The following is a 19,218-nucleotide window of genomic DNA, read 5'->3' as shown; positions in this document are numbered from 1 at the left end:
GCCTGCCTGACCGTCCAGGTAGCTCTGGATAACTGTCAGCCTGAACTGCTCCGAGTACCGATACATGAAAACACCCCAAAAGTTGGTGTCCAACTTTTGGGGTGCAGTTCATCGCAGCGGGCGTCTTTTTTTTGCCTTACGGCTTCAGCCCCAGCCCCTGCCCCAGCCCCTGCCGGTACGCCACCGCGTACGGCAGCTTGCCGGGCTTGGCCGACCCCACCGGCTGCGAGAGCGCGGTGAACTCGGTCTCGTTCAGCGTGGTCAGGCCGCCCAGTTGCGCGGCGGTCTTGCCGTTGCTGACCACGGCGTCCTGCGCCAGCGCCACCATGGCGGCCGAGGCGCGGTGCACGGCGTCGAGGTAGCTCGCGGTGTCGTCCAGGTTGACTGTCTTCAGGCCCACCACGCCGCGCAGCCAATCCCCCCAGTAGAACTCGGTGAACTCGGTGGCGTCGGTCGGCTGGCTGTAGCCGATGTCGCGCGTGAAGTAGACCAGCGCGCGATACGGGTCGTTGCCGAGGCCGTTCTTGAGGCCCAGCGCGCGCGGCAGGTCAGCCGGGTAGGTCGGCTGGTTGGCGCCGTCCTTCGACCAGATCAGCTTGCGCTCGCGCAGGGTGCGGAAGAACGTGGCGCGGTTCAGCGTGGACAGGTTGTCCTGCACGCGGATCCACATCTTCGACTGCGCGCCGCCCGTGTCGGCGTCCCAGATCGACGTGAACGAGTGGTGCCCGTCGGTCAGGTACGGCTCGCCGTACGGCCCCACCACCAGCGTCTTCATGTCGGCCGGCTTGTTGCCGACCGCCTTGGTGCAGGTGAAGGAGGCGAGGTCGCTGAGGCGGGACGTGGCCGCATCCCAGGTGCTGGTCTTGCTCTGGCCGTTGGTCTCGCAGGCGTCGTCGAACTTCTTGATCGGGTCCGCGGCGTAGCGCCCGAGCTTGTAGTAGATCTGGTCGCGGCCGATGGCCGGCTGCGTGGGGCGCAGATCGGCCAGCGTGACGAGGATGTTCTGCCCTGCAGTGGCCGACAGATAGGTCGAGACCGGCGTCGGCGTGGCCATCGGCGCGCACACGGCGGGAAGCTGTCGCGTGCTGCCCGGCACCTGCCGGAGCTGGTACGCGAGGTTCTTGCTCACCGGCAGCCAGGTCAGGCCGAGCGATTGGGACTGGCCGGCCACGGTGGCCTGCCACGTGCCCGAGACCAGCCCGTTGGCGGCGGCCCCGCCGGCGCGGTTGTAGGCCAGCGTCACGTCCACGGGGATGTTGTCCGCGGCGAGCGTGGTACCGGCCACCGAGACGATGTTGCGGCGCGTACGGCCCGTGGCGGCGTTGCTGTCGTCGAGTTCCGGCTCGGCGCAGACCCAGTCGCCATCGATGCCATTGGCGGCGACGGCCGCGGCCGTGCGCACGACCCAGCTACCGGTGGGCGCCGTGGCGCTGGCGCCGGTTTCATCGACGAACAGCGCCACCTGACCCTGCTGGCGGCCTACGAACAGGCGGCCGACCGTGCTGCCGCCCAGCGTCAGCGCGAAGGCGCCGGGATAGCGCGACTGGTCGGTATCGGCCGCCAGCTTGCCCGACTGGCCACCGGCGCAGTCGGCGCTATAGCCCAGCCCGGCGCAGACGCGCACGCTGCCATCCGCGCCGATATTGAGCTGGCCCGCGCTGGCGGCATCGCCGGTCTGGCGCAGGTAGCTGTAGGTGCCGGCGATGTCGGCCAGCTGCGCGCCACGGTTGCCGGCCGAGATATAGCCCTGCAGCAGGGCGCCGTTGCCGGCCTTGACGTTGGGCACCTGGCCCAGCGCGCCGGAGAGCACGCCGTCGTCGAGCGTGAAGCGGAAGGTGATGGAGGCGGCGGCGGCAGCCAGTGCTGCCGGCACGTCGGTGCCGCTGGCGGCGAGGCCGGTCACGCGGTAGGTGCCGTCTTCCAGCACGTACTGGCCCACCAGCGCCCCGGCCAGGCCGAAGCGGGAATCGAGGAAGCGCAGGGTGAGCTGGCCGGCGGCGGGTTTGTCGAGTTCGACGGACACCGTGTCACCAAAGCTGACCGCGCCGACATACAGCGATCCGCCCGACAGCGGCTGCACCGACGCCGGCTGCGTGGTGCCGCCATTTCCGCCGTTGCCACCATTGCCGCCATTCGCGGCGCTGCCGTTGTCATCGTCGCCGCCGCAGGCGCCCAGCGCCAGCGTGGCCGAGATCAGCACGGCAAAGGCTGCCTGCCTGGTCCTCTTTCCCATGATTTCCCCTGTTCGTTGTTGTTGTCGATAAGTGCCGAGGGCGGCACGTAGTCGCGCGCCAGTCTAGGCAGCGGCTGTGACACTCCCATGACAGCGCCGGTGGCGTGGATTTCGCCTAGAGTGGCTAGATCGGAACCGCTGGAGCGATGCGATGGGCTACGAATCGACAGGCATGCACCGGGGCCGGCGCAGGGTGCTGGGGGTGATGGGGCTGGTGGCCGTGGCAGGCGCGCTACCGGCGATGGCGCAGCAGCAGGCGGCCAAATCGAAGATCGGCGTGATTGGCTCGGGGCGCATCGGCGGCACCGTGGGCGGCCTGTTCGTCAAGGCCGGGCACCCCGTGATGTTCTCCTCGCGCCACCCGGAGTCCCTGAAGAGCCTGACCGATTCGCTCGGCCCGCTGGCGCAGGCCGGCACGGTGGCGCAGGCGGTGGCCTTCGCCGATGTGCTGCTACTGGCCGTGCCCTACGGCGCCGTGCCCGAGGTGGGCCAGCAGAATAAGTGGCAGGGCAAGATCGTGCTCGATGCCACCAATGCGGTCTCGCCGCGTGACGGTGCGATCGTGGAGGAGGTGAAAGCCAACGGCATCGGCGCGACCACGGCCAAGTACCTGGCCGGCGCGCGGATCGTGCGCGTGTTCAACTTCACCGGTGCAGGGGAATTCGCCCGCGAGAGCCATCGCCAGGGCGCGCTGATGGCGGTGCCGATGGCCGGCGACGACGCAGCCGCACTGGCCGTGGCCGCGCAACTGGTGCGCGAGGCAGGGTTCGAACCGGTGGTGGTGGGCGGCCTGTCGACGGCAGACCGCTTCGCGCCGGGTGGCAAGCTGTTCCGCCAGATGGGATCGGCGGACGCTTTCCGGCGCGCGATGGCGGAGTGACAGTGGTGGAGTAACGGCCAGGGCGTGAGGAAAATCAGCGCCGCCGCCACTCCATGGCGACCATCGACGGGGCAAAGCCGAGTTGGCCGAAGAAGGCGGCTTCCGAGGAGCGTGCCGCGCGCAACACCCAGACGATGTCGGGATCATTGCCCATGACCTGGCGCACCAGCGCCCGGCCGATGCCGCGCCGGCGGTGCTGCGGCGCCACGGCCACCATCGAGATGTAGCCGTTGGCGATGTCGTCGCACAGCGCCCGGGCGAAGCCGATCACCTCGCCTTTCTCCACGGCCACGGCCACGCGTTGGGAATTGGCGATCAGTTGCGCGAAGCGTTCCGCATTGCCGACCTGTTGCTCCCAACCGTTGGCGGCCAACAGACGCCTGGCCGCCTCGATCTCTGCGGGCAACGGGTTACGGATTTCCATCGACGGCTCCTCCTGCCAGATACCATGTCGCGTGCCGTACCCCCAACCAAAGTGGGGAGCGCAGCGGCGTTTGCGCCACGAAGCTGCGATGTGCGGCGCGAATGGCGACAGAGTGTAGCGAAGCGGATGTGGATGCGTCAAACAATGCACGGTGCAATGCGCACAAGCGTTCGTATTCCCACGCAACGCGATCGAATGCCGCCACGGCGCGATGCCGCGCGGTATGATGGTTGCCATGAACGCCTCGATCTTCTCTTCCGCCCATCCGGCCGATCAGTTGGCCGAGTTCTCTGACGCGGACAGCGCGCTGGCGCGCATTCGCGAGATCTACGACGGCTCGGTCGCCGCCGTGCGCGCGCGTTTCGACGCCTTCGCGCAGGGCAAGCCCCTCCCATCGGCGGCCCACGCGTGCTACCCGTACCTCGGCATCTCGGTCAACCTCGAAACCATGGTGACCGACAGCCGCCCTTCGTGGGGTACGGTAGCCTACCCCGGCGTCTACGGCACCACGGTCACGCGGCCGGACCTGCTGTGCGACTACTACCGCGACCAGATCGAGCGCCTGATGCGCTATCACCGCGTGCCGGTGGTGGTTGGCCTGTCGCGCCGTCCAATCCCGTTGCCGTTCGTGATCGAAGCCTCGACCACCGACATCAGCTACACCCAGGCGCGCGAGCTGGAAGCCTCCTTCGTGCTGCCCGAGCTGAGCCGCATCGACGACTCCATCGCCAACGGCACCTACGAGCCCACGCCGGGCGAGGCCTGGCCGCTCTCGCTGTTCTCCGCGGAGCGCGTGGACCTGGCCCTGCAGCGGCTCTACCACTACACCGGCACGGCGCCGCAGCACTTCCAGCGCTTTGTCCTGTTCACGAACTATCAGCGTTATGTCGATGAGTTCGTGGCGCTGGGCCGCTCGCTGATGTCCGGCGATGGCGGCGACGGCTACGTGCGCTTCATCGAACCGGGCGACGTGACCCAGAACCTTGGCGACAGCGAACCCGACGACGCCACCCGCCCGCGCGCGCTGCCGCAGATGCCGGCCTACCACCTCGTGCGCGAGGACAAGCTCGGCGTCACGCTGGTCAATATCGGCGTCGGGCCGTCGAACGCGAAGACGATGACCGATCACCTCGCCGTGCTGCGTCCGCATTGCTGGCTGATGGTGGGCCACTGCGGCGGCCTGCGCCGCTCGCAGCAGCTTGGCGACTACGTGCTGGCCCACGCCTATGTGCGTGATGACCACGTGCTCGACCACGACCTGCCGCCATGGGTGCCCGTGCCGCCGATCGCCGAGATCCAGGTGGCGCTGCAGGAAGCCGTCGCCCGCATCACTGGCCTGTCCGGCAACGAGATGAAGACGCGCATGCGGACCGGGACGGTGGTGTCGACCGATGACCGCAACTGGGAGTTGAAGTCGAAGTCGCTCTACGCGCGCTTCAACCAGTCCCGCGCGATCGCCATCGACATGGAAAGCGCGACGGTCGCCGCCAATGGCTTCCGGCTGCGCGTGCCCTACGGCACGCTGCTATGCGTGTCCGACAAGCCCTTGCATGGGGAGTTGAAGCTGCGCGGCATGGCCAATACGTTCTATCGGCAGCGCGTGAGCCAGCATATGACGATCGGCCTCGAGGCGATCCGTATCCTGCGGGAGAACGGCGTGGAAGAGCTCCACTCGCGGAAGTTGCGCAGCTTCGACGAGCCGGCCTTCCGCTGAGGCTTGCCACCCCGCTCCGGGCGGAGCGGGGCGTCCAACATCAGAACCGGTAACCCACGCCGGCGCTGAACAGCCACGGATCGAGCTTGACCGTGGAAACCTTCACGCCGCCGGCATACACGTTGCTGGAGATCCACACCTTCTTGGCGTCCACGTTCAGGAACCAGTTCTTGGTGAGCTTGTAGTCCATGCCGATCTGCAGGGCCGGGCCCACGCTCCAGCGGTCCAGGTTCAGCGTGTTGCCGGCGATGTCCGCGCCGTAGATGCGCGTGGCGTTCACGCCCGCGCCGATGTACGGCCGGAACGTGCCGTTCGGGATGAAGTGGTACTGGAGCAGCAGGCTGGGCGGCAGGTGCTTGAACGTGCCGATCTTCTGGCCATCGAGCGAGACGTCCTGCTTCTGCGGAATCGTCAGCACCAGTTCGGCGGCGATGTGCGGCACGATGAAGTACGTGATGTCGACTTCCGGAATCCACTTGTTGTTGACGTGGATGCGGTCCGACGCGCCCACGCCGCCCACTGGATCAGACTTGTTGGACATGTCGAGGAAGGTGCCGCGCATGCGGACCATCCAGTTGCCCTGGGCTTCCTCGGCAGCCATGGCTGGGGCCGCGAACGCGGCGGAGGCCGCCAGCGCGGCCAGGGTGGTGCAGAGTGTCTTGCGAGTGAGGGAGAAGTTGGTCATGTTGGTATGCACAGGCGAGGAAAAACTGTGCGGCCAGTGTGGCCTTTGCCTCCCATCCCCATCTTGACCCAGCGCAAGTTGCGCGGCCCCGCGTGGCGGCCGCGCGACAGCCGATGATCCCGGGCGTCTGCCCGCTCCCGTTCTATTTACATGCGGATTTATTCGTGGCGCCCGCGTGGCGCGGCCCGTACGCTGTGCGCACGTGGTGAATGCATCGCGCATGTCGTGGGCGTCCGCAAGGACGTCTTTCCGGGTGTGCCCCGTGGGGGCGGGGCACACCGGTTTTCTCCACGGCGGCGGAGCGCAGTTGGCCTCGCTCCGCCTCAGGCGGCCTGCGCTTCCTGGCTGGCGCGCCCGATGTGCCGGTTCACGCCGCACACTACCGCGCGCAGGGACGCCGTGACGATGTTCGCATCCACACCCGCGCCGAAGCCCGTGGGCGAGTCGCCGACGCGCACTTCCACATAGCAGGCCGCGCGCGCATCGGCGCCGGCGGTCAGGGCGTGCTCGTGGTAGTCCATCACTCGCACCGGCAGGCCCAGGCCGCGTACGAAGGCGTCGACCACGGCATCGATCGGGCCGTTGCCCGCGCCGCGCGCCCGCACCGGCTGGCCATCGCGTACCAGTTCCACCTCGATCTCCACGCTGGCGTTGCTGGCCTCGCTCGTCGAGACCATGCGATGCGAGACATAGTGCAGCGGCGCGTCCACGTCGAGGTACTCGCGCCGGAACAGCGCGTAGAGGTCGTCGGCGCTCGCTTCCAGGCCGGTTTCATCGGTCATCGCCTGTACGGCGCGGCTGAATTCGATCTGCAGCCGGCGCGGCATAAAGATGCCGTGCGCCTGCTCGAGGAGGTAGGCCATGCCGCCCTTGCCGGACTGGCTGTTCACGCGGATCACGGCGTCATAGCTGCGGCCGAGGTCGGCCGGGTCGATCGGCAGGTAGGGCACTTCCCAGATCGCGTCCGGCTTCTGCTGGGCGAAGCCCTTGCGGATGGCGTCCTGGTGCGAGCCGGAAAACGCCGTGAAGACGAGATCGCCGACATACGGATGGCGCGGATGCACGGGCAGCTGGTTGCAGTGCTCCACGCACTGGCGCACTTCGTCAATATCCGAGAAATCGAGTTCCGGCGCCACGCCCTGGGTGTAGAGGTTCAGCGCCAGCGTGACCAGATCGACGTTGCCGGTGCGCTCGCCGTTGCCGAACAGGCAGCCTTCCACGCGGTCCGCGCCGGCCATCACGGCCAGCTCGGCGGCGGCCACGGCGGTGCCACGGTCATTGTGCGGATGCACGGACAGCGCGATGTGCTCGCGCCGCGCCAGATGGCGATGCATCCATTCCACCTGGTCCGCGAACACGTTGGGCGTGCTGCATTCCACGGTGGTCGGCAGGTTCAGCACCATCGGGCGGGCGGCGGACGGCTCCCACACGGCCGAGACCGCGTCGGAAACCTCGAGCGAGAAATCGAGTTCGGCCAGGCTGAAGGTCTCGGGCGAATACTCGTAGGTCCAGGCGGTCTCCGGCATCGCATCGGTCAGTTCGCGGATCAGGCGCGTGCCGCTCACGGCCACCTCGCGGATCTCCTCGCGCGAGGCATTGAAGACGATGCTGCGCCACGCCGGCGCGATCGGGTTGTACAGGTGGATGGTGGCCTGGCGCGCGCCGCGTACCGACTCCACGGTGCGCCGGATCAGGTCCTCGCGCGACTGGGTCAGCACCACGATGTTCACGTCGGCCGGAATCCGGTCTTCCTCGATCAGCATGCGGACGAAGTCGAAATCGGTCTGCGAGGCCGACGGGAAGGCCACCTCGATCTCCTTCAGCCCCACCTTCACGAGTTGCTCGAAGAAGCGCAGCTTGCGTGCGGGGTTCATCGGCTCGATCAGGGCCTGGTTGCCGTCGCGCAGGTCGGTGCTCATCCAGCGCGGGGCGCGCGTGATCTGGCGCGACGGCCAGGTGCGGTCAGGCAGGTTGACGGTGGTGGCGGGGCGGTACTTGGCGGCGGGATTGCGCAACATGGGTGTTCTCCTTCCTCGCGGGAAGATGCGACAGGCAAAAATCAAAAAATCGGGGAAAAAACGGAAAAACGGTGGCGATAGACGGCTGCCGAACTGCCACGGGGCGCTAGGCCCGGCAACCGGTCGGTAGGTCTAGTAGCAGCGAGGAGGGGGATGCGGCCAGGCCGCGGCGCGACAGCCGGCCAGCCCGCGCCACGCACGCGCGCACGGCGGCATCGATGCGCAGAGCATCGGCGGCGTGGCGGAGGAGGAGGGCGGTAGCGTGCATCGTGCGCGAAAAGGGTAAGCCGTCAGCGTAGTCGAATTCCGCACTTGGCGTCAACCGCTTGCCGTAGACCGGGGATGACCTCATCCCGATATGTGGGGTGCCGCTCAGTCCTCTGGCCAGTACATCGGCTGGCGGATCGCGCCTAGTCTCCTAGCACGGGAACGGGACATTACAACAGAAGGGGACAAACCATGACGACAGGTCGATGGATTTCCTGGCTCGCCTGCGCGGCCACGGTGGCGCTGATGGCAGCCTGCGGCGGCGGCGGCGGGTCCAGTGGGGGAGGCACCACGCCAACGGGCACCACCGGCAATGGCGGTAGCGGCGGCAACGGCGGTAGCGGTGGGAATGGCGCGACGGCTGCCAAGTCGTACACGGTGGTAATGAGCCAGACGTCCGGCCAGGTCTCGGTGGGCAGCTCGATTTCGCTGACCGCGTCAGTGGTAGACAACAACGGCAACGACGTCACCGGCAACACCAGCTTCGTCTGGACCTCGTCGAACAGTTCGGTAGCGGCCGTGGGCAACGGTACGGTGCCGGGCAGCGGCGTGGTGACCGGCGTGGGTACCGGCACCGCCACCATCAGCCTGCTGGCCACCGTTACCGGCGCCAGCAACGCCACCACGGCGTTGCCGCAGGTCTCGGCCATCATCACGGTGGTCGCGCCCGGCACACGTACCTACAGCCTGGCGCTGCCGTACCCGGTGTTGTCGATGACTGACGGCCAGGTGCTGCCCGTCACCGCGTCCCTGATCGACAGTGACGGCGCGGACCGCTCCACGGCCGGCAGCGGCTGGAACTGGAGCAGCAGCACGGCGGCCGTGCAGGTCACCGGCGCGGTCAACGTGGGCATGCTGCGCGGAGTGAATGCGTCCGATACCGTCGCGCAATCGGTGGTCTCGGTCTCGGTCACGGCGCCGGACAACTCGGTGCTGACCGGCGCCTTCCTGGTGTCGGTGGCCAAGGCCGGCGTGGCCAGCTACCGGTTGGTGCTGTCGCAGAACGGCGCCCAGATCAATGCGCTGAACGTGCTGAACGGCTATCCGCAGGTCTATGCGTCGAAGGTGGTGCGCAATGACGAGAGCGATGTCACGCCGGACTTCAACGGGCTCTGGACCTTCACCACGACCTCGCCGTCGCTGGCGGTGCTGCCGGATGGCGCCACGCGCCTGACCACGGTCAGCACAAGCCGGCCGAATGGTGCGTCGCCGCTGCAAAGCGTGCTCGCCGAGTTCGCCAGCAGCCTGACGCTGGCCGCCACGCCGCGCGCCACCCTGCTCGTCACCGAGCAGCCGACCTGGGCGCTGGTCTACAACGGCCCGCAGCCGCTGGTGGTGCCGCCGGGTATCGGGGCCACGATCGCGGTGCATCTGCTCCATCGCGGCATCGACGAAGGCATCTCGCCGTGCTTCGGCAGCTGGGCGTGGTCCACCGCCAGCAGCAATATCATCCTGAACCAGGTGGTCATCGCGCCGAACTCGGCATCGATCACGCCGCTCGCCAACGGGCCGTTCACGGTTACCGCGCGCTGCACGGCTGGGCCCGAGGCGATGCCCGTGTCGATCACGCTGGCCGGCGTGGTGCAGTAAATCGGCTGGACGACGAAACCCGCCGCGCTTCCCGCGCGGCGGGTTTTTCTTTGCCCGTTGCCGATGCGGGATGAGTGTGGGCGTACCCGTTTCTGCGTGGATCGGGCGGGCTGGGAAGGGCGAGCGTACCCGTTTCTGCGTGCAGAGATCCGGGCCTGGAAAGCAAAAACGGCGGTCGCCAGGACCGCCGTTCTTTGTCGGGATGTTCGCCGTGCCGTCAGGATTTGCGCACGAACCGGATGATCTGCTCGTTGTCCGGCGGGGCCGAGGCCGCAGATGACGTATTCGACCCGCACGTGCCGCAGCCGCTGTTCGTCTCGCATCCGGAGGCGCAACCCGCCGCCGCCTGCGGCGCCAGGCGCCGCGCCAGCCATCCGCGCCAGCCCGTTGCGGCGGCGCCGCCCAGGCGCACGGCCAGGGTCGCCTTCACGCGTTCGCGCGTGCGCGGCATGTAGCGGCCCGTCACGTGGACCGCGCAAGCCGTCACGATCAGCGCGACCACCAGGATTTCGAAGGCGTGATAGAGCGTCATGGCCGTTGGACCCAAGTCGGTGCCGCCAGTTTCAACCTCGTCTCAACCAAATGCCAGCGCCGCGCGATATGTGACGAACGACGCGAGGTAGGCCAGCCCGGTCAGGTAGGCCGCAGAAGCCGCCATCACCGCCCAGGAATTGGTCTCGCGCCGGATCACCGCCAGCGTGGAAATGCACTGCGGCGCAAACACGTACCACGCCAGCAGGGACAGCGCCGTGGCCAGCGACCACTGCGCGGCAATCATCGGCGCCAGCTGCACGGCTACCGCGTCATCGCTGCCCGAGAGCGCATAGACCGTGGCGAGTGCGCCAACCGCCACTTCGCGTGCGGCCAGACCCGGTACCAGCGCGATGCAGATCTGCCAGTTGAAGCCGATCGGCGCGAACACGTGCTCCAGCGCGCGCCCCAGCATGCCGGCGAAGCTGTAGTCAATGGCAGGCAGCGTGGCGCCTTCCGGCGGCGACGGGAACGTGGCCAGGAACCACAGCAACACGGTCAGCGTCAGGATCACCTTGCCCACGCGCGACAGGAAGATCCGGGCACGCTCCCACAGGCCAATGGCGATGTCGCGCGGATTCGGAATCCGGTACGACGGCAGTTCCATCAGCAGCGGATGGTCGGTGCGGTCACGGCGGAAGAACTTGAGCACATAGGCCACCACCAGCGCGCTGACGATGCCCGCCACGTACAGCGCGAACAGCACCAGGCCCTGCAGGTTGAACAGGCCCGCCACGGTGCGTTCGGGGATGAATGCGCCGATCAGCAGCGCATACACGGGTAGCCGCGCCGAGCAGGTCATCAGCGGCGCCACCAGGATGGTGGTCAGCCGGTCGCGCGGGTCCTGGATGGTCCGCGTGGCCATGATCCCCGGAATCGCGCAGGCGAAGCTCGACAGCAGCGGGATGAACGAGCGCCCCGAGAGCCCCGCGCCCATCATCAGGCGGTCCAGCAGGAACGCGGCGCGCGGCAGGTAGCCCGACTCCTCCAGCGTGAGAATGAAGAGGAACAGGATCAGGATCTGCGGCAGGAACACGATCACGCTGCCCAGGCCGGCGATCAGGCCATCGACGATCAGGCTGTGCAGCAGGCCTGCGGGCAGCCAGCCGCCCACGACTTCGCCGGCCAGGTGCACGCCGGCCTCGATGCCGTCCATGAGCGGCTCCGCCCACGAGAACACGGCCTGGAACATGAAGAACAGCAGCACGGCCAGGATGACGAGGCCGGCCACCGGATGCAGGATCACGCGGTCGAGTGCGTCATCGAGCCGGGCGGTGCGCGTCGGCATGGTCACGGCGGTGTCCAGCAGGCGCTTGACCTCGGCGTGCGTGTCCAGCTCGGACATCGCCTCCACGGACTGCGGCGGCACGGGCGGGGCCGGCGGCAGCACGCCGTCGAGCAGGTCGATCAGCGCCGCGGCGCCATCGCGCTTCACGGCCACGGTCTGCACCACCGGCACGCCAAGCGCCTGCGACAGCGCGTCGCGGTCGATCAGGATGCCGCGTTTCGCCGCGGCATCGCTCATATTGAGCACCACCACCATCGGCACGCCCAGCCGGCGCAGTTCCAGCACGAAGCGCAGGTGCAGGCGCAGGTTGGTGGCATCTACCACCGAGACGATCAGGTCCGGACGCGGCTCGCCGGGGCGCTGGCCCATGCAGACCTCGCGCGTGATCGCCTCGTCCAGGCTGGCCGCGTGCAGGCTGTACGCGCCCGGCAGGTCGAGGATGCGTACGCTGCGGCCGGCCGGCGAGACGAAATGGCCTTCCTTGCGCTCGACGGTCACGCCGGCGTAGTTGGCCACCTTCTGGCGGCTGCCGGTCAGGCGGTTGAACAGTGCGGTCTTGCCGCAATTGGGATTGCCCACCAGCGCAATGCGCAGGGCGGAAGGAGGTTGTGCGACGGACATGTTGGCAGGGGGTCCTGATCGGCCTGGGGCAACGCCCTCAGGCGATACGCTGGGCGGCGGGGGCGTCGGGCTGGGCCGCCGGGGCGATGCTTGAGACGGTGGCGCTTACCACATCCACGGTAATGCGGGCCGCTTCGGCGCGGCGCAGCGCAAAGCGCGTGAAGCCGACCTGCGCCACCAGCGGGTCTTTGCCGAAGGGGCCGAATGCGATGATCTGCACCGCTTCGCCCGGCACAAAACCGAGATCGCGCAGGCGGCGCGCGATGGGATCGTTCTGGGTGGCATCGTCCACCGATTTCACAACGGCGGCCGTGCGCCGGGGCAGTTCAGACAACCGCATAGGTTTCCAGTGCGCAGGCAGGATCACCGCCCCGCGTAGGTAAATAAAAATCGTTCTCGATTGTATAGCATTCGCGCAACTTCGGCGCCGAAGCCATACCGGATCGCGGCAGAAGCCGTCCGTTTTCGTACGCGGGGGCGTTTCCTCCACGTCCGCGCGCGGGCTAGGGATTACGCCAGTATTCGCACTAATCTGGGGCCCGGGCGCCGGCATTCCATCGAATACCGCATTTGTGGTATTGGTCCGCCGGGAGGGGGGCGCTATGCTCCAGACACGCTGAACACCCCGTTCCACGCGTACTTCAGAGCCACTGGTCCTTGGACCGGTGGCTTTTTCTTTGGCGCACATTGCGCACCGGATTCTAAACGCCGGCCTGCGCGGCGGCCAGCCGGATGGTGTCGACGAAATGGTCGCGCGCCGGATGATCAGGCGCCCGCTTCCACACGCAATAGACCTCGGACGGCACCGTGGCATCGGCCAACGGCCGGAAGGTCGCCCCCGCCATGCCCGAGCGCGCAAGTGCCGCCGGCACCACAGCCACGCCCATCCCCTGCGACACCAGCGACACCACGGACAGCCAGTGGCGCATCTCGTGCCGCACCTGCGGATAGAAGCCCTGCGCCGCGCACATCTCGAAGATCCGGTTGTAGTAGTCGGGCGACGCCTTGCGCGAGAACAGCACGAAGGGCTCGCCGCGCAGATCGGTCAGCGCCACCTCGGCCCGCGCGGCCAGCGGGTGGCCTTCCGGCATGCAGCAGACAAAGGGCTCGCGATGGGCCAGCTCGGTGGCCAGTTCATCAGGCACCCGGCTGGTGTGGATGAAGCCCGCGTCGAGTTCGCCGTGTAGCAGGGCGTCGATCTGCTCCTGCGAGTTGAGTTCCGTCAACGCCACCTGGATGCCGGGGTAGCGGTGCTGGAACTCGTGCAGGCGCTGGGGCAGGCCCCGGTACAGCATCGAGCCGACAAAGCCGACGCGCAGCCGGCCCACCGCGCCCGCCTCGATCTCCCGGGCGAGCTGGCGTGCCGACTCCGCCTGCGCCAGCAGCGCCGTGGCCGACTCCCTGAACGCCCGCCCCGCCGCCGTCAGCCGCACGCCCCGGCTGTCGCGCTCGAACAGCCGCGCCCCCACCGATGCCTCCAGCTGCTGGATATTGAGCGAAAGCGGCGGCTGGGAGATCGACAGCCGCCGCGCGGCGCGGCCGAAGTGCAGTTCCTCGGCCAGCACGAGGAAATAGCGCAGGTGACGGAATTCCATGGCGATATGAATTTTGTATGGATCAAGCCAATTTTAGAATTAGACACGAATCGTCGGCGTTCGAATAATGGACCCCAAACAAGGAGACAGCCATGCCGACCAGCGCCGCCCGGATTCCGTCCGCTTCTTTGACCGATGCGCAGGATTCGTCCCGAGACATCGCCCATCCGGTGCCCGACCGGCACGGCACGAGCCTGTTCACGGCTGACCCGGACCTGCGCGCGCTGCTGCCGCTCTACCTGCCGGCCGACCTGTTCAATCACCTGCTGCCGCACCTCGAGCGCATGGGCGCGCTGGCAGGGGGCGTGCTCGATGAACTCGCCAATGTGGCGGATCACGCACCTCCGACGCTTTCTCATCGTACCCGCACCGGCCTCGATGCCCAGGCGATCCACAAGCACCCTGCCTATATAGAACTGGAGAAAGTGGCGTTCGCGGACTTCGGCCTCGCGGCGGCCTCTCATCGCGGCGGCGTGCTCGGCTGGGACAAGCCTATGCCGCCTGCGGCGAAGTACGCACTGACTTACCTCTTCGTCCAGGCCGAGTTCGGACTGTGCTGCCCGTTGTCGATGACGGACTCGCTGACCCGCACGCTGCGCAAGTTTGGCGACCCGGCGCTGGTGGAACGCTACCTGCCCAACCTGACCACGCAGGTTTTCGACGACCTGTACCAGGGTGCGATGTTCATGACCGAGCAGGGCGCCGGCTCCGACGTGGCGGCCACCGCCACGCGTGCGATTCGGGACGACAGCGTGGAGGGCGGCTGGCGGCTGGTAGGCGACAAGTGGTTCTGCTCCAACCCCGACGCCGCGCTGGCCATGGTGCTGGCCCGCATGGAGGAGCCGGACGGCACGGCCACACCGGGCATCAAGGGTGTCTCGCTGTTCCTGCTGCCGCGCACGCTGGCCGATGGCAGCGCCAACCACTATCGGATCATCCGTCTCAAGGACAAGCTCGGCACGCGTTCGATGGCCAGCGGCGAGATCCGGCTCGAAGGCGCGCACGCGTGGCTGGTGGGCGAGCCGGGCCGGGGTTTCGTGCAGATGGCGGACATGATCAACAACTCGCGGCTCTCCAACGGCGTGCGGGCGGCCGGGCTGATGCGCCGCGCGCTCACCGAGGGGCAGTTCATCGCCCGGGAACGGCGCGCGTTCGGCAAGCGGCTGGTGGACATGCCGCTGATGCGCCGCCAGCTGCTCAAGCTCACGCTGCCCACCGAGCAGGCCCGCACCATGGTGTTCCAGACCGCCGAGGCGCTGCGCCGGGCCGACGCCGGCGAGGCCGATGCCTACCCGCTGATGCGCGTGCTGACGCCGCTGATCAAATTCCGCGCCTGCCGTGACGCGCGCAAGGTCACCGGCGACGCCATGGAGATCCGCGGCGGCTGTGGCTATATCGAGGAATGGAGCGACCCGCGCCTCGTGCGCGATGCGCACCTGGGGTCGATCTGGGAGGGCACGAGCAATATCGTCGCGCTGGATGTGCTGCGCGCCATCCGCCGCGAGGGCTCGCTGCCCGTGCTCCAGGCGCATCTGGCCGGCCTGCTGGCCGATACGCCGATGCATGCCACGGCGCGCGCCACCTTCGAGCAGGCCATCGCCCGCGCCGCCGCGCTGGCCGCCCGCGCCGCCGAGGCCGGTGCCGAGGGCGACGTGCTGGCCCGGCAGGCCGCCTCCGCGCTGTACCACGTGACCAGCGCCGTGGCGATGGCGTGGGAAGCGGGCCAGATTGGCTCGGTCCGCCGCATGCGGCTGGCGCAGCTGGTGCTCGTGCACCGCGTGCTGCCGCAGGACCCGCTGGCCGGCGGCGCCGAGCCGGCATGGCTGGCCGAGACCGTCGCGCCACCCGAGGACGGTGCCATGCGCCCCGCCGGCCAACTCGACGAAATCAACGTGTTCTGACGTGTTCTGATTTGTTCCAAATAGACAAGAAAAGCCTCATCCGGAGACAACACCATGCCCCCCCAGCTTCATTGGCACCGCCGCGCGGCCCTGGCGGCCTTCACGGCGCTCGCCGCCGCCACGCTCGGCCTTGCCGCCGCGCCTGCCTTCGCCCAGAAGGACTTTCCGACCAAGCCGATCATGATGGTGGTGACCTACCCGCCGGGCGGCCCCACCGATGCGATGGCCCGCACGCTGGCCGCCGCGCTCAAGAGCAGCCTGGGCCAGCCCGTGGTGGTGGAGAACCGCGCCGGCGCCGGCGGCAATATTGGCGCGGAGGCGGTGGCGCGCGCCGAGCCGGACGGCTACACGCTGATGTTCGGCACCTCGGCGCCGCTGGCGATCAATGTGAGCCTGTATCGGAAGATCAACTACGACCCGGTGAAGAGCTTCGCGCCGGTGATCCAGATCGGCCATCTGCCGAACGTGCTGGTGGTGAACGCGAACGTGCCCGCCAGGAACGTGCAGGAGCTGATTGCATACGGCAAGGCCCATCCGGGCAAGCTGACCTATGCGTCTTCGGGCAATGGCGCGTCGTCGCACCTGGCCGGGGTGCTGTTCAACAACCTCGCCGGCACGGACTTCCAGCATATTCCGTACAAGGGCACCGGCCCGGCGCTCAATGACCTGCTGGGCGGACAGGTCAGCATGACTTTCACGGACGTGCTGACCGCGCTGCCGTTCATCAAGAGCGGCAAGGTGCGCGCGCTGGGCGTGACCACGCGCGGCCGCTCGCAGGCGCTGCCTGACGTGCCGACCGTGGCCGAGCAGGGCGTGCCCGGCTTCGACGTATCGGTGTTCTTCGGCGTGGTGGCGCCTGCCGGCACGCCGCCGGAGGTGATCCGCAAGCTCAACGTCGCCTTTGCCGACGCGCTCAAGCAGCCCGAAGTCCGCCAGACGCTGGTGGCGCAGGGGCTGGAGTTCGCGCCGTCCACCTCGCCCGAGCAGCTTGGCGGGTTTGTGAAGTCGGAAGTCACCAAGTGGCGCGCCGTGGTACAAAAGTCGGGTGCGCAGCTCGACTGACGCGTGCAAGCCATCCAAAAAATACGATAGCGAGGTAGACACCATCATGACGACGCCCCCCACTCCCGGCGCGCTGGCCGGCATCCGCGTGGTTGACTTGTCGCGCATCCTGGGCGGGCCGTTCTGCGGCCAGATCCTGGGCGACCACGGCGCCGACGTGCTCAAGATCGAGCCCCCGCAGGGCGACGACACGCGCACCTGGGGCCCGCCGTTCCGCGACGGCGTGGCGTCGTACTACTTCGGCCTGAACCGCAACAAGCGGGTGATGCGGCTGGACCTCACCGCCGATGCAGACCGCGAGGTGCTGCTGTCGCTGCTGGCCGAGGCCGATGTGATGGTCGAGAACTTCAAGACCGGCACGCTCGAGAAATGGGGGCTGGGCTACGACGTGCTGTCGCAACGCTTTCCGCGCCTGGTGCACTGCCGCGTGTCCGGGTTTGGCGCCGATGGCCCGCTGGGCGGCCTGCCCGGCTACGACGCCGCCATCCAGGCCATGGCCGGCATCATGAGCATCAACGGCGAGGCCGATGGCGACCCGCTGCGCGCCGGCCTGCCGGTGGTGGACATGGTCACCGGCCTGAATGCGGCGCTGGGCGTGCTGCTGGCGCTGCAGGAGCGCGCGCGCAGCGGGCGCGGCCAGTTCGTCGAGGCAGCGCTGTACGACTCGGGGCTCTCGCTGCTGCATCCGCACGCGGCCAACTGGTTCATGAGCGGCAAGACGCCCACACGCACCGGCAACGCCCATCCCAATATCTACCCGTACGACACGGTGGCCACGGCCACGGCCCCGATCTTCCTGGCCGTGGGCAACGATCGCCAGTTCCGCATCCTGTGCGAGCACCTTGGCATGCCCGTGCTGGCCGATGACGAACGCTACGCCACCGCCGGCGCACGCTCTGTCAATCGGAATTCTCTGAAAGTGGAACTGGAAGCCCGCATGGGCACGCATGACGGCAAGGCGCTGGCCGATGCCCTGGCGGCGGCCGGGGTGCCGTGCGCGCCGGTGCTGTCCGTGCCGGATGCCCTCCAGCATCCGCACACCGCGCACCGCGAGATGGTGGTGGAGATGCCCGGCGGCTACAAGGGCCTCGGCGCGCCGGTCAAGCTGAGCCGCACGCCGGCCACGTACCGCTACGCGCCGCTTGCCGAAGGCAACCAGTTCCTGCCGCGCGAGGCCGCGAACGAGGGCTGATCAGGCGCGCTGCCATCGCGCAGCAACGGGAGCGTACCCGTTGCTGCGCATTGAATGCCAATGCATTCAACGAGTTAACAAGCGGCTTACACCAGCGCCGCCGTGGACAGTTCGCGCTTCACGTAGGCATAGAAAATCGGCCCCGCAATCACGCCGGGTATACCGTAGAGCGTCTCCATCACCAGCATCACCGTCAGCAGCTCCCAAGCGGCCGCCTGTATACGCGCGCCGATGATCCGCGCGTTTAGGAAATATTCGAGCTTGTGGATCACCACCAGGTAGACCAGTGACACCACGGCAATCGGCAGCGACACCGACAGCGACGCCACGAAGATCGCCGTGTTCGAGATCAGATTGCCGAGCACCGGCAGCAGCCCCGCAATGAAGGTGATGGCCACCAGCGTCTTCGAGAGCGGCAGGTGCTGGCCGAACAGCGGCAGCACCACCAGCAGGTAGATCGCCGTCAGGATGGTGTTGATCAGCGAGATCTGGATCTGAGCGAAGATGAACTGCGAGAACGCCACTTGCAGCGTGGTCGCGCGGGCGATCAGTGCGCTGGCCAACGGACGGCGATTGGGGCGCGAGATAGCCCGGTACAGCGCCACCATCGCGCCGATGACGAAGCCGATCAGGATATGGAGCAGCGTGCGCAGGATGTCCGCGCCGAGGCGCTGGGCCATCTGCGCATGTTCGCGCAAGGTGGAAATCAGCGTGGACGCGAGTTCATCGACGCCGCGTGGCAGGTAGTCGCTGAGCCAGCCCGGCAACTGGTTGCGCGAGCGGTCGAGGATGTCGGCGGCGTGATCCATCAGCCGTTCGAGCGTATTGCCATCGCCGCTGACAAAGCGCACGAGCGCCCAGATGCCGCCGCTCAGGGCGAAGAGGATGATGGCGGAGAGGATCAGCACCGCCAGCGCGTCCCGCCGGGAATGGCGCGTGAGGCGCGGGGCGAGCACTTCGACCAGTGAATACAGCAGCAGCCCGGACAGCAGTGCCGCAACGAGGTTGGCTTGCATCACCAGCAGCAGCGCGCCGCCGGTCAGCGCATATGACGCCGCCGTGACACTGAACCAGCTGGCCGGCGTCAGGCGCCGGGCGGGGTGGAGCGGATCGGGGTTGGGCGTGCCGTCTCCGGTCTGGGGGCGGCCTGGCGTGCGGTCTTGTTCCACCTGCGGCATGTCTCGGCTGTCGCGTTTGCGTTGGGTTGAGGGGTTGGG

General features: G+C 68.0%; 15 protein-coding genes. 6 read left to right on the top strand and 9 right to left on the bottom strand.

What is annotated here, in order from left to right:
* Positions 1–136: 136 nt before the first annotated feature.
* On the bottom strand, positions 137–2,233 hold the full coding sequence (locus KHO18_RS16825; RefSeq protein ID WP_211943589.1) for a ParB/Srx family N-terminal domain-containing protein: 2,097 nt from the start codon (positions 2,231–2,233) through the stop codon (positions 137–139).
* Between the two features lie 151 nt (positions 2,234–2,384).
* On the opposite strand from KHO18_RS16825, the gene KHO18_RS16820 reads away from it, so the two are divergent.
* Positions 2,385–3,113, top strand: coding sequence for an NADPH-dependent F420 reductase (locus tag KHO18_RS16820; RefSeq protein ID WP_144201151.1), 729 nt, complete (start codon positions 2,385–2,387; stop codon positions 3,111–3,113).
* Between the two features lie 34 nt (positions 3,114–3,147).
* Here KHO18_RS16820 and KHO18_RS16815 read toward each other — a convergent pair whose 3' ends face one another.
* Entirely contained in the window at positions 3,148–3,537 is a 390-nt protein-coding gene (locus KHO18_RS16815) for a GNAT family N-acetyltransferase (RefSeq protein WP_092294295.1), read from the bottom strand.
* A 223-nt stretch (positions 3,538–3,760) separates the two neighbouring features.
* Here KHO18_RS16815 and KHO18_RS16810 point away from each other — a divergent pair, with 223 nt between their 5' ends.
* The gene (locus tag KHO18_RS16810) at positions 3,761–5,251 is read left to right on the top strand and encodes an AMP nucleosidase (RefSeq protein ID WP_144201153.1); all 1,491 of its coding nucleotides are present in this window, start codon (positions 3,761–3,763) and stop codon (positions 5,249–5,251) included.
* Between the two features lie 40 nt (positions 5,252–5,291).
* Here KHO18_RS16810 and KHO18_RS16805 read toward each other — a convergent pair whose 3' ends face one another.
* Both KHO18_RS16805 and leuA read right to left on the bottom strand, forming a co-directional pair.
* Entirely contained in the window at positions 5,292–5,936 is a 645-nt protein-coding gene (locus KHO18_RS16805) for an OmpW/AlkL family protein (RefSeq protein ID WP_211943588.1), read from the bottom strand.
* A 323-nt stretch (positions 5,937–6,259) separates the two neighbouring features.
* Positions 6,260–7,954, bottom strand: a complete 1,695-nt coding sequence (gene leuA / locus KHO18_RS16800) for a 2-isopropylmalate synthase (protein ID WP_211943587.1) — start codon at positions 7,952–7,954, stop codon at positions 6,260–6,262.
* Between the two features lie 459 nt (positions 7,955–8,413).
* Here leuA and KHO18_RS16795 point away from each other — a divergent pair, with 459 nt between their 5' ends.
* Entirely contained in the window at positions 8,414–9,811 is a 1,398-nt protein-coding gene (locus tag KHO18_RS16795) for a hypothetical protein (RefSeq protein ID WP_144201161.1), read from the top strand.
* 217 nt (positions 9,812–10,028) lie between these two features.
* On the opposite strand, the gene KHO18_RS16790 is transcribed toward KHO18_RS16795, so the two are convergent.
* The 4 genes from KHO18_RS16790 to KHO18_RS16775 form a co-directional block, all read right to left on the bottom strand.
* Complete coding sequence (locus KHO18_RS16790; RefSeq protein WP_144201163.1) at positions 10,029–10,343, bottom strand: DUF6587 family protein; 315 nt, start codon at positions 10,341–10,343, stop codon at positions 10,029–10,031.
* A gap of 42 nt (positions 10,344–10,385) precedes the next feature.
* Entirely contained in the window at positions 10,386–12,251 is a 1,866-nt protein-coding gene (gene feoB, locus KHO18_RS16785; protein WP_211943586.1) for a ferrous iron transport protein B, read from the bottom strand.
* 37 nt (positions 12,252–12,288) lie between these two features.
* Complete coding sequence (locus KHO18_RS16780; protein ID WP_144201167.1) at positions 12,289–12,591, bottom strand: FeoA family protein; 303 nt, start codon at positions 12,589–12,591, stop codon at positions 12,289–12,291.
* A gap of 361 nt (positions 12,592–12,952) precedes the next feature.
* Positions 12,953–13,846 carry a LysR substrate-binding domain-containing protein gene (locus KHO18_RS16775; RefSeq protein ID WP_211943585.1) on the bottom strand — a complete coding sequence of 298 codons (894 nt, stop codon included), beginning with the start codon at positions 13,844–13,846 and terminating at the stop codon, positions 12,953–12,955.
* A gap of 92 nt (positions 13,847–13,938) precedes the next feature.
* On the opposite strand from KHO18_RS16775, the gene KHO18_RS16770 reads away from it, so the two are divergent.
* Genes KHO18_RS16770 through KHO18_RS16760 form a run of 3 tightly spaced genes read left to right on the top strand, consistent with a single transcriptional unit; the run spans position 13,939 to position 18,001 of the window.
* Positions 13,939–15,747, top strand: a complete 1,809-nt coding sequence (locus tag KHO18_RS16770; protein WP_211943584.1) for an acyl-CoA dehydrogenase family protein — start codon at positions 13,939–13,941, stop codon at positions 15,745–15,747.
* A gap of 54 nt (positions 15,748–15,801) precedes the next feature.
* Complete coding sequence (locus KHO18_RS16765; RefSeq protein ID WP_211943583.1) at positions 15,802–16,809, top strand: Bug family tripartite tricarboxylate transporter substrate binding protein; 1,008 nt, start codon at positions 15,802–15,804, stop codon at positions 16,807–16,809.
* Positions 16,810–16,855: 46 nt separating this feature from the next.
* The gene (locus KHO18_RS16760; protein ID WP_144201176.1) at positions 16,856–18,001 is read left to right on the top strand and encodes a CaiB/BaiF CoA transferase family protein; all 1,146 of its coding nucleotides are present in this window, start codon (positions 16,856–16,858) and stop codon (positions 17,999–18,001) included.
* Between the two features lie 86 nt (positions 18,002–18,087).
* Here KHO18_RS16760 and KHO18_RS16755 read toward each other — a convergent pair whose 3' ends face one another.
* Entirely contained in the window at positions 18,088–19,179 is a 1,092-nt protein-coding gene (locus KHO18_RS16755) for an AI-2E family transporter (RefSeq protein ID WP_144201178.1), read from the bottom strand.
* Between the last annotated feature and the right edge of the window lie 39 nt (positions 19,180–19,218).

Source organism: Cupriavidus campinensis (assembly GCF_905397395.1).
GTDB classification, from domain to species: domain Bacteria; phylum Pseudomonadota; class Gammaproteobacteria; order Burkholderiales; family Burkholderiaceae; genus Cupriavidus; species Cupriavidus campinensis.
Note: the sequence above shows the minus strand (reverse complement) of the source record. Positions and strands in the feature narration are given on the sequence as shown.

Coding starts and splice junctions, on each gene's coding strand:
- KHO18_RS16755 (WP_144201178.1), bottom strand. CDS start 19,179: ATGCCGCAGGTGGAACAAGACCGCACGCCAGGCCGCCCCCAGACCGGA.
- KHO18_RS16770 (WP_211943584.1), top strand. CDS start 13,939: ATGCCGACCAGCGCCGCCCGGATTCCGTCCGCTTCTTTGACCGATGCG.
- leuA (WP_211943587.1), bottom strand. CDS start 7,954: ATGTTGCGCAATCCCGCCGCCAAGTACCGCCCCGCCACCACCGTCAAC.
- KHO18_RS16790 (WP_144201163.1), bottom strand. CDS start 10,343: ATGACGCTCTATCACGCCTTCGAAATCCTGGTGGTCGCGCTGATCGTG.
- KHO18_RS16765 (WP_211943583.1), top strand. CDS start 15,802: ATGCCCCCCCAGCTTCATTGGCACCGCCGCGCGGCCCTGGCGGCCTTC.
- KHO18_RS16805 (WP_211943588.1), bottom strand. CDS start 5,936: ATGACCAACTTCTCCCTCACTCGCAAGACACTCTGCACCACCCTGGCC.
- KHO18_RS16810 (WP_144201153.1), top strand. CDS start 3,761: ATGATGGTTGCCATGAACGCCTCGATCTTCTCTTCCGCCCATCCGGCC.
- KHO18_RS16775 (WP_211943585.1), bottom strand. CDS start 13,846: ATGGAATTCCGTCACCTGCGCTATTTCCTCGTGCTGGCCGAGGAACTG.
- KHO18_RS16820 (WP_144201151.1), top strand. CDS start 2,385: ATGGGCTACGAATCGACAGGCATGCACCGGGGCCGGCGCAGGGTGCTG.
- KHO18_RS16795 (WP_144201161.1), top strand. CDS start 8,414: ATGACGACAGGTCGATGGATTTCCTGGCTCGCCTGCGCGGCCACGGTG.
- KHO18_RS16760 (WP_144201176.1), top strand. CDS start 16,856: ATGACGACGCCCCCCACTCCCGGCGCGCTGGCCGGCATCCGCGTGGTT.
- feoB (WP_211943586.1), bottom strand. CDS start 12,251: ATGTCCGTCGCACAACCTCCTTCCGCCCTGCGCATTGCGCTGGTGGGC.
- KHO18_RS16825 (WP_211943589.1), bottom strand. CDS start 2,233: ATGGGAAAGAGGACCAGGCAGGCAGCCTTTGCCGTGCTGATCTCGGCC.
- KHO18_RS16815 (WP_092294295.1), bottom strand. CDS start 3,537: ATGGAAATCCGTAACCCGTTGCCCGCAGAGATCGAGGCGGCCAGGCGT.
- KHO18_RS16780 (WP_144201167.1), bottom strand. CDS start 12,591: ATGCGGTTGTCTGAACTGCCCCGGCGCACGGCCGCCGTTGTGAAATCG.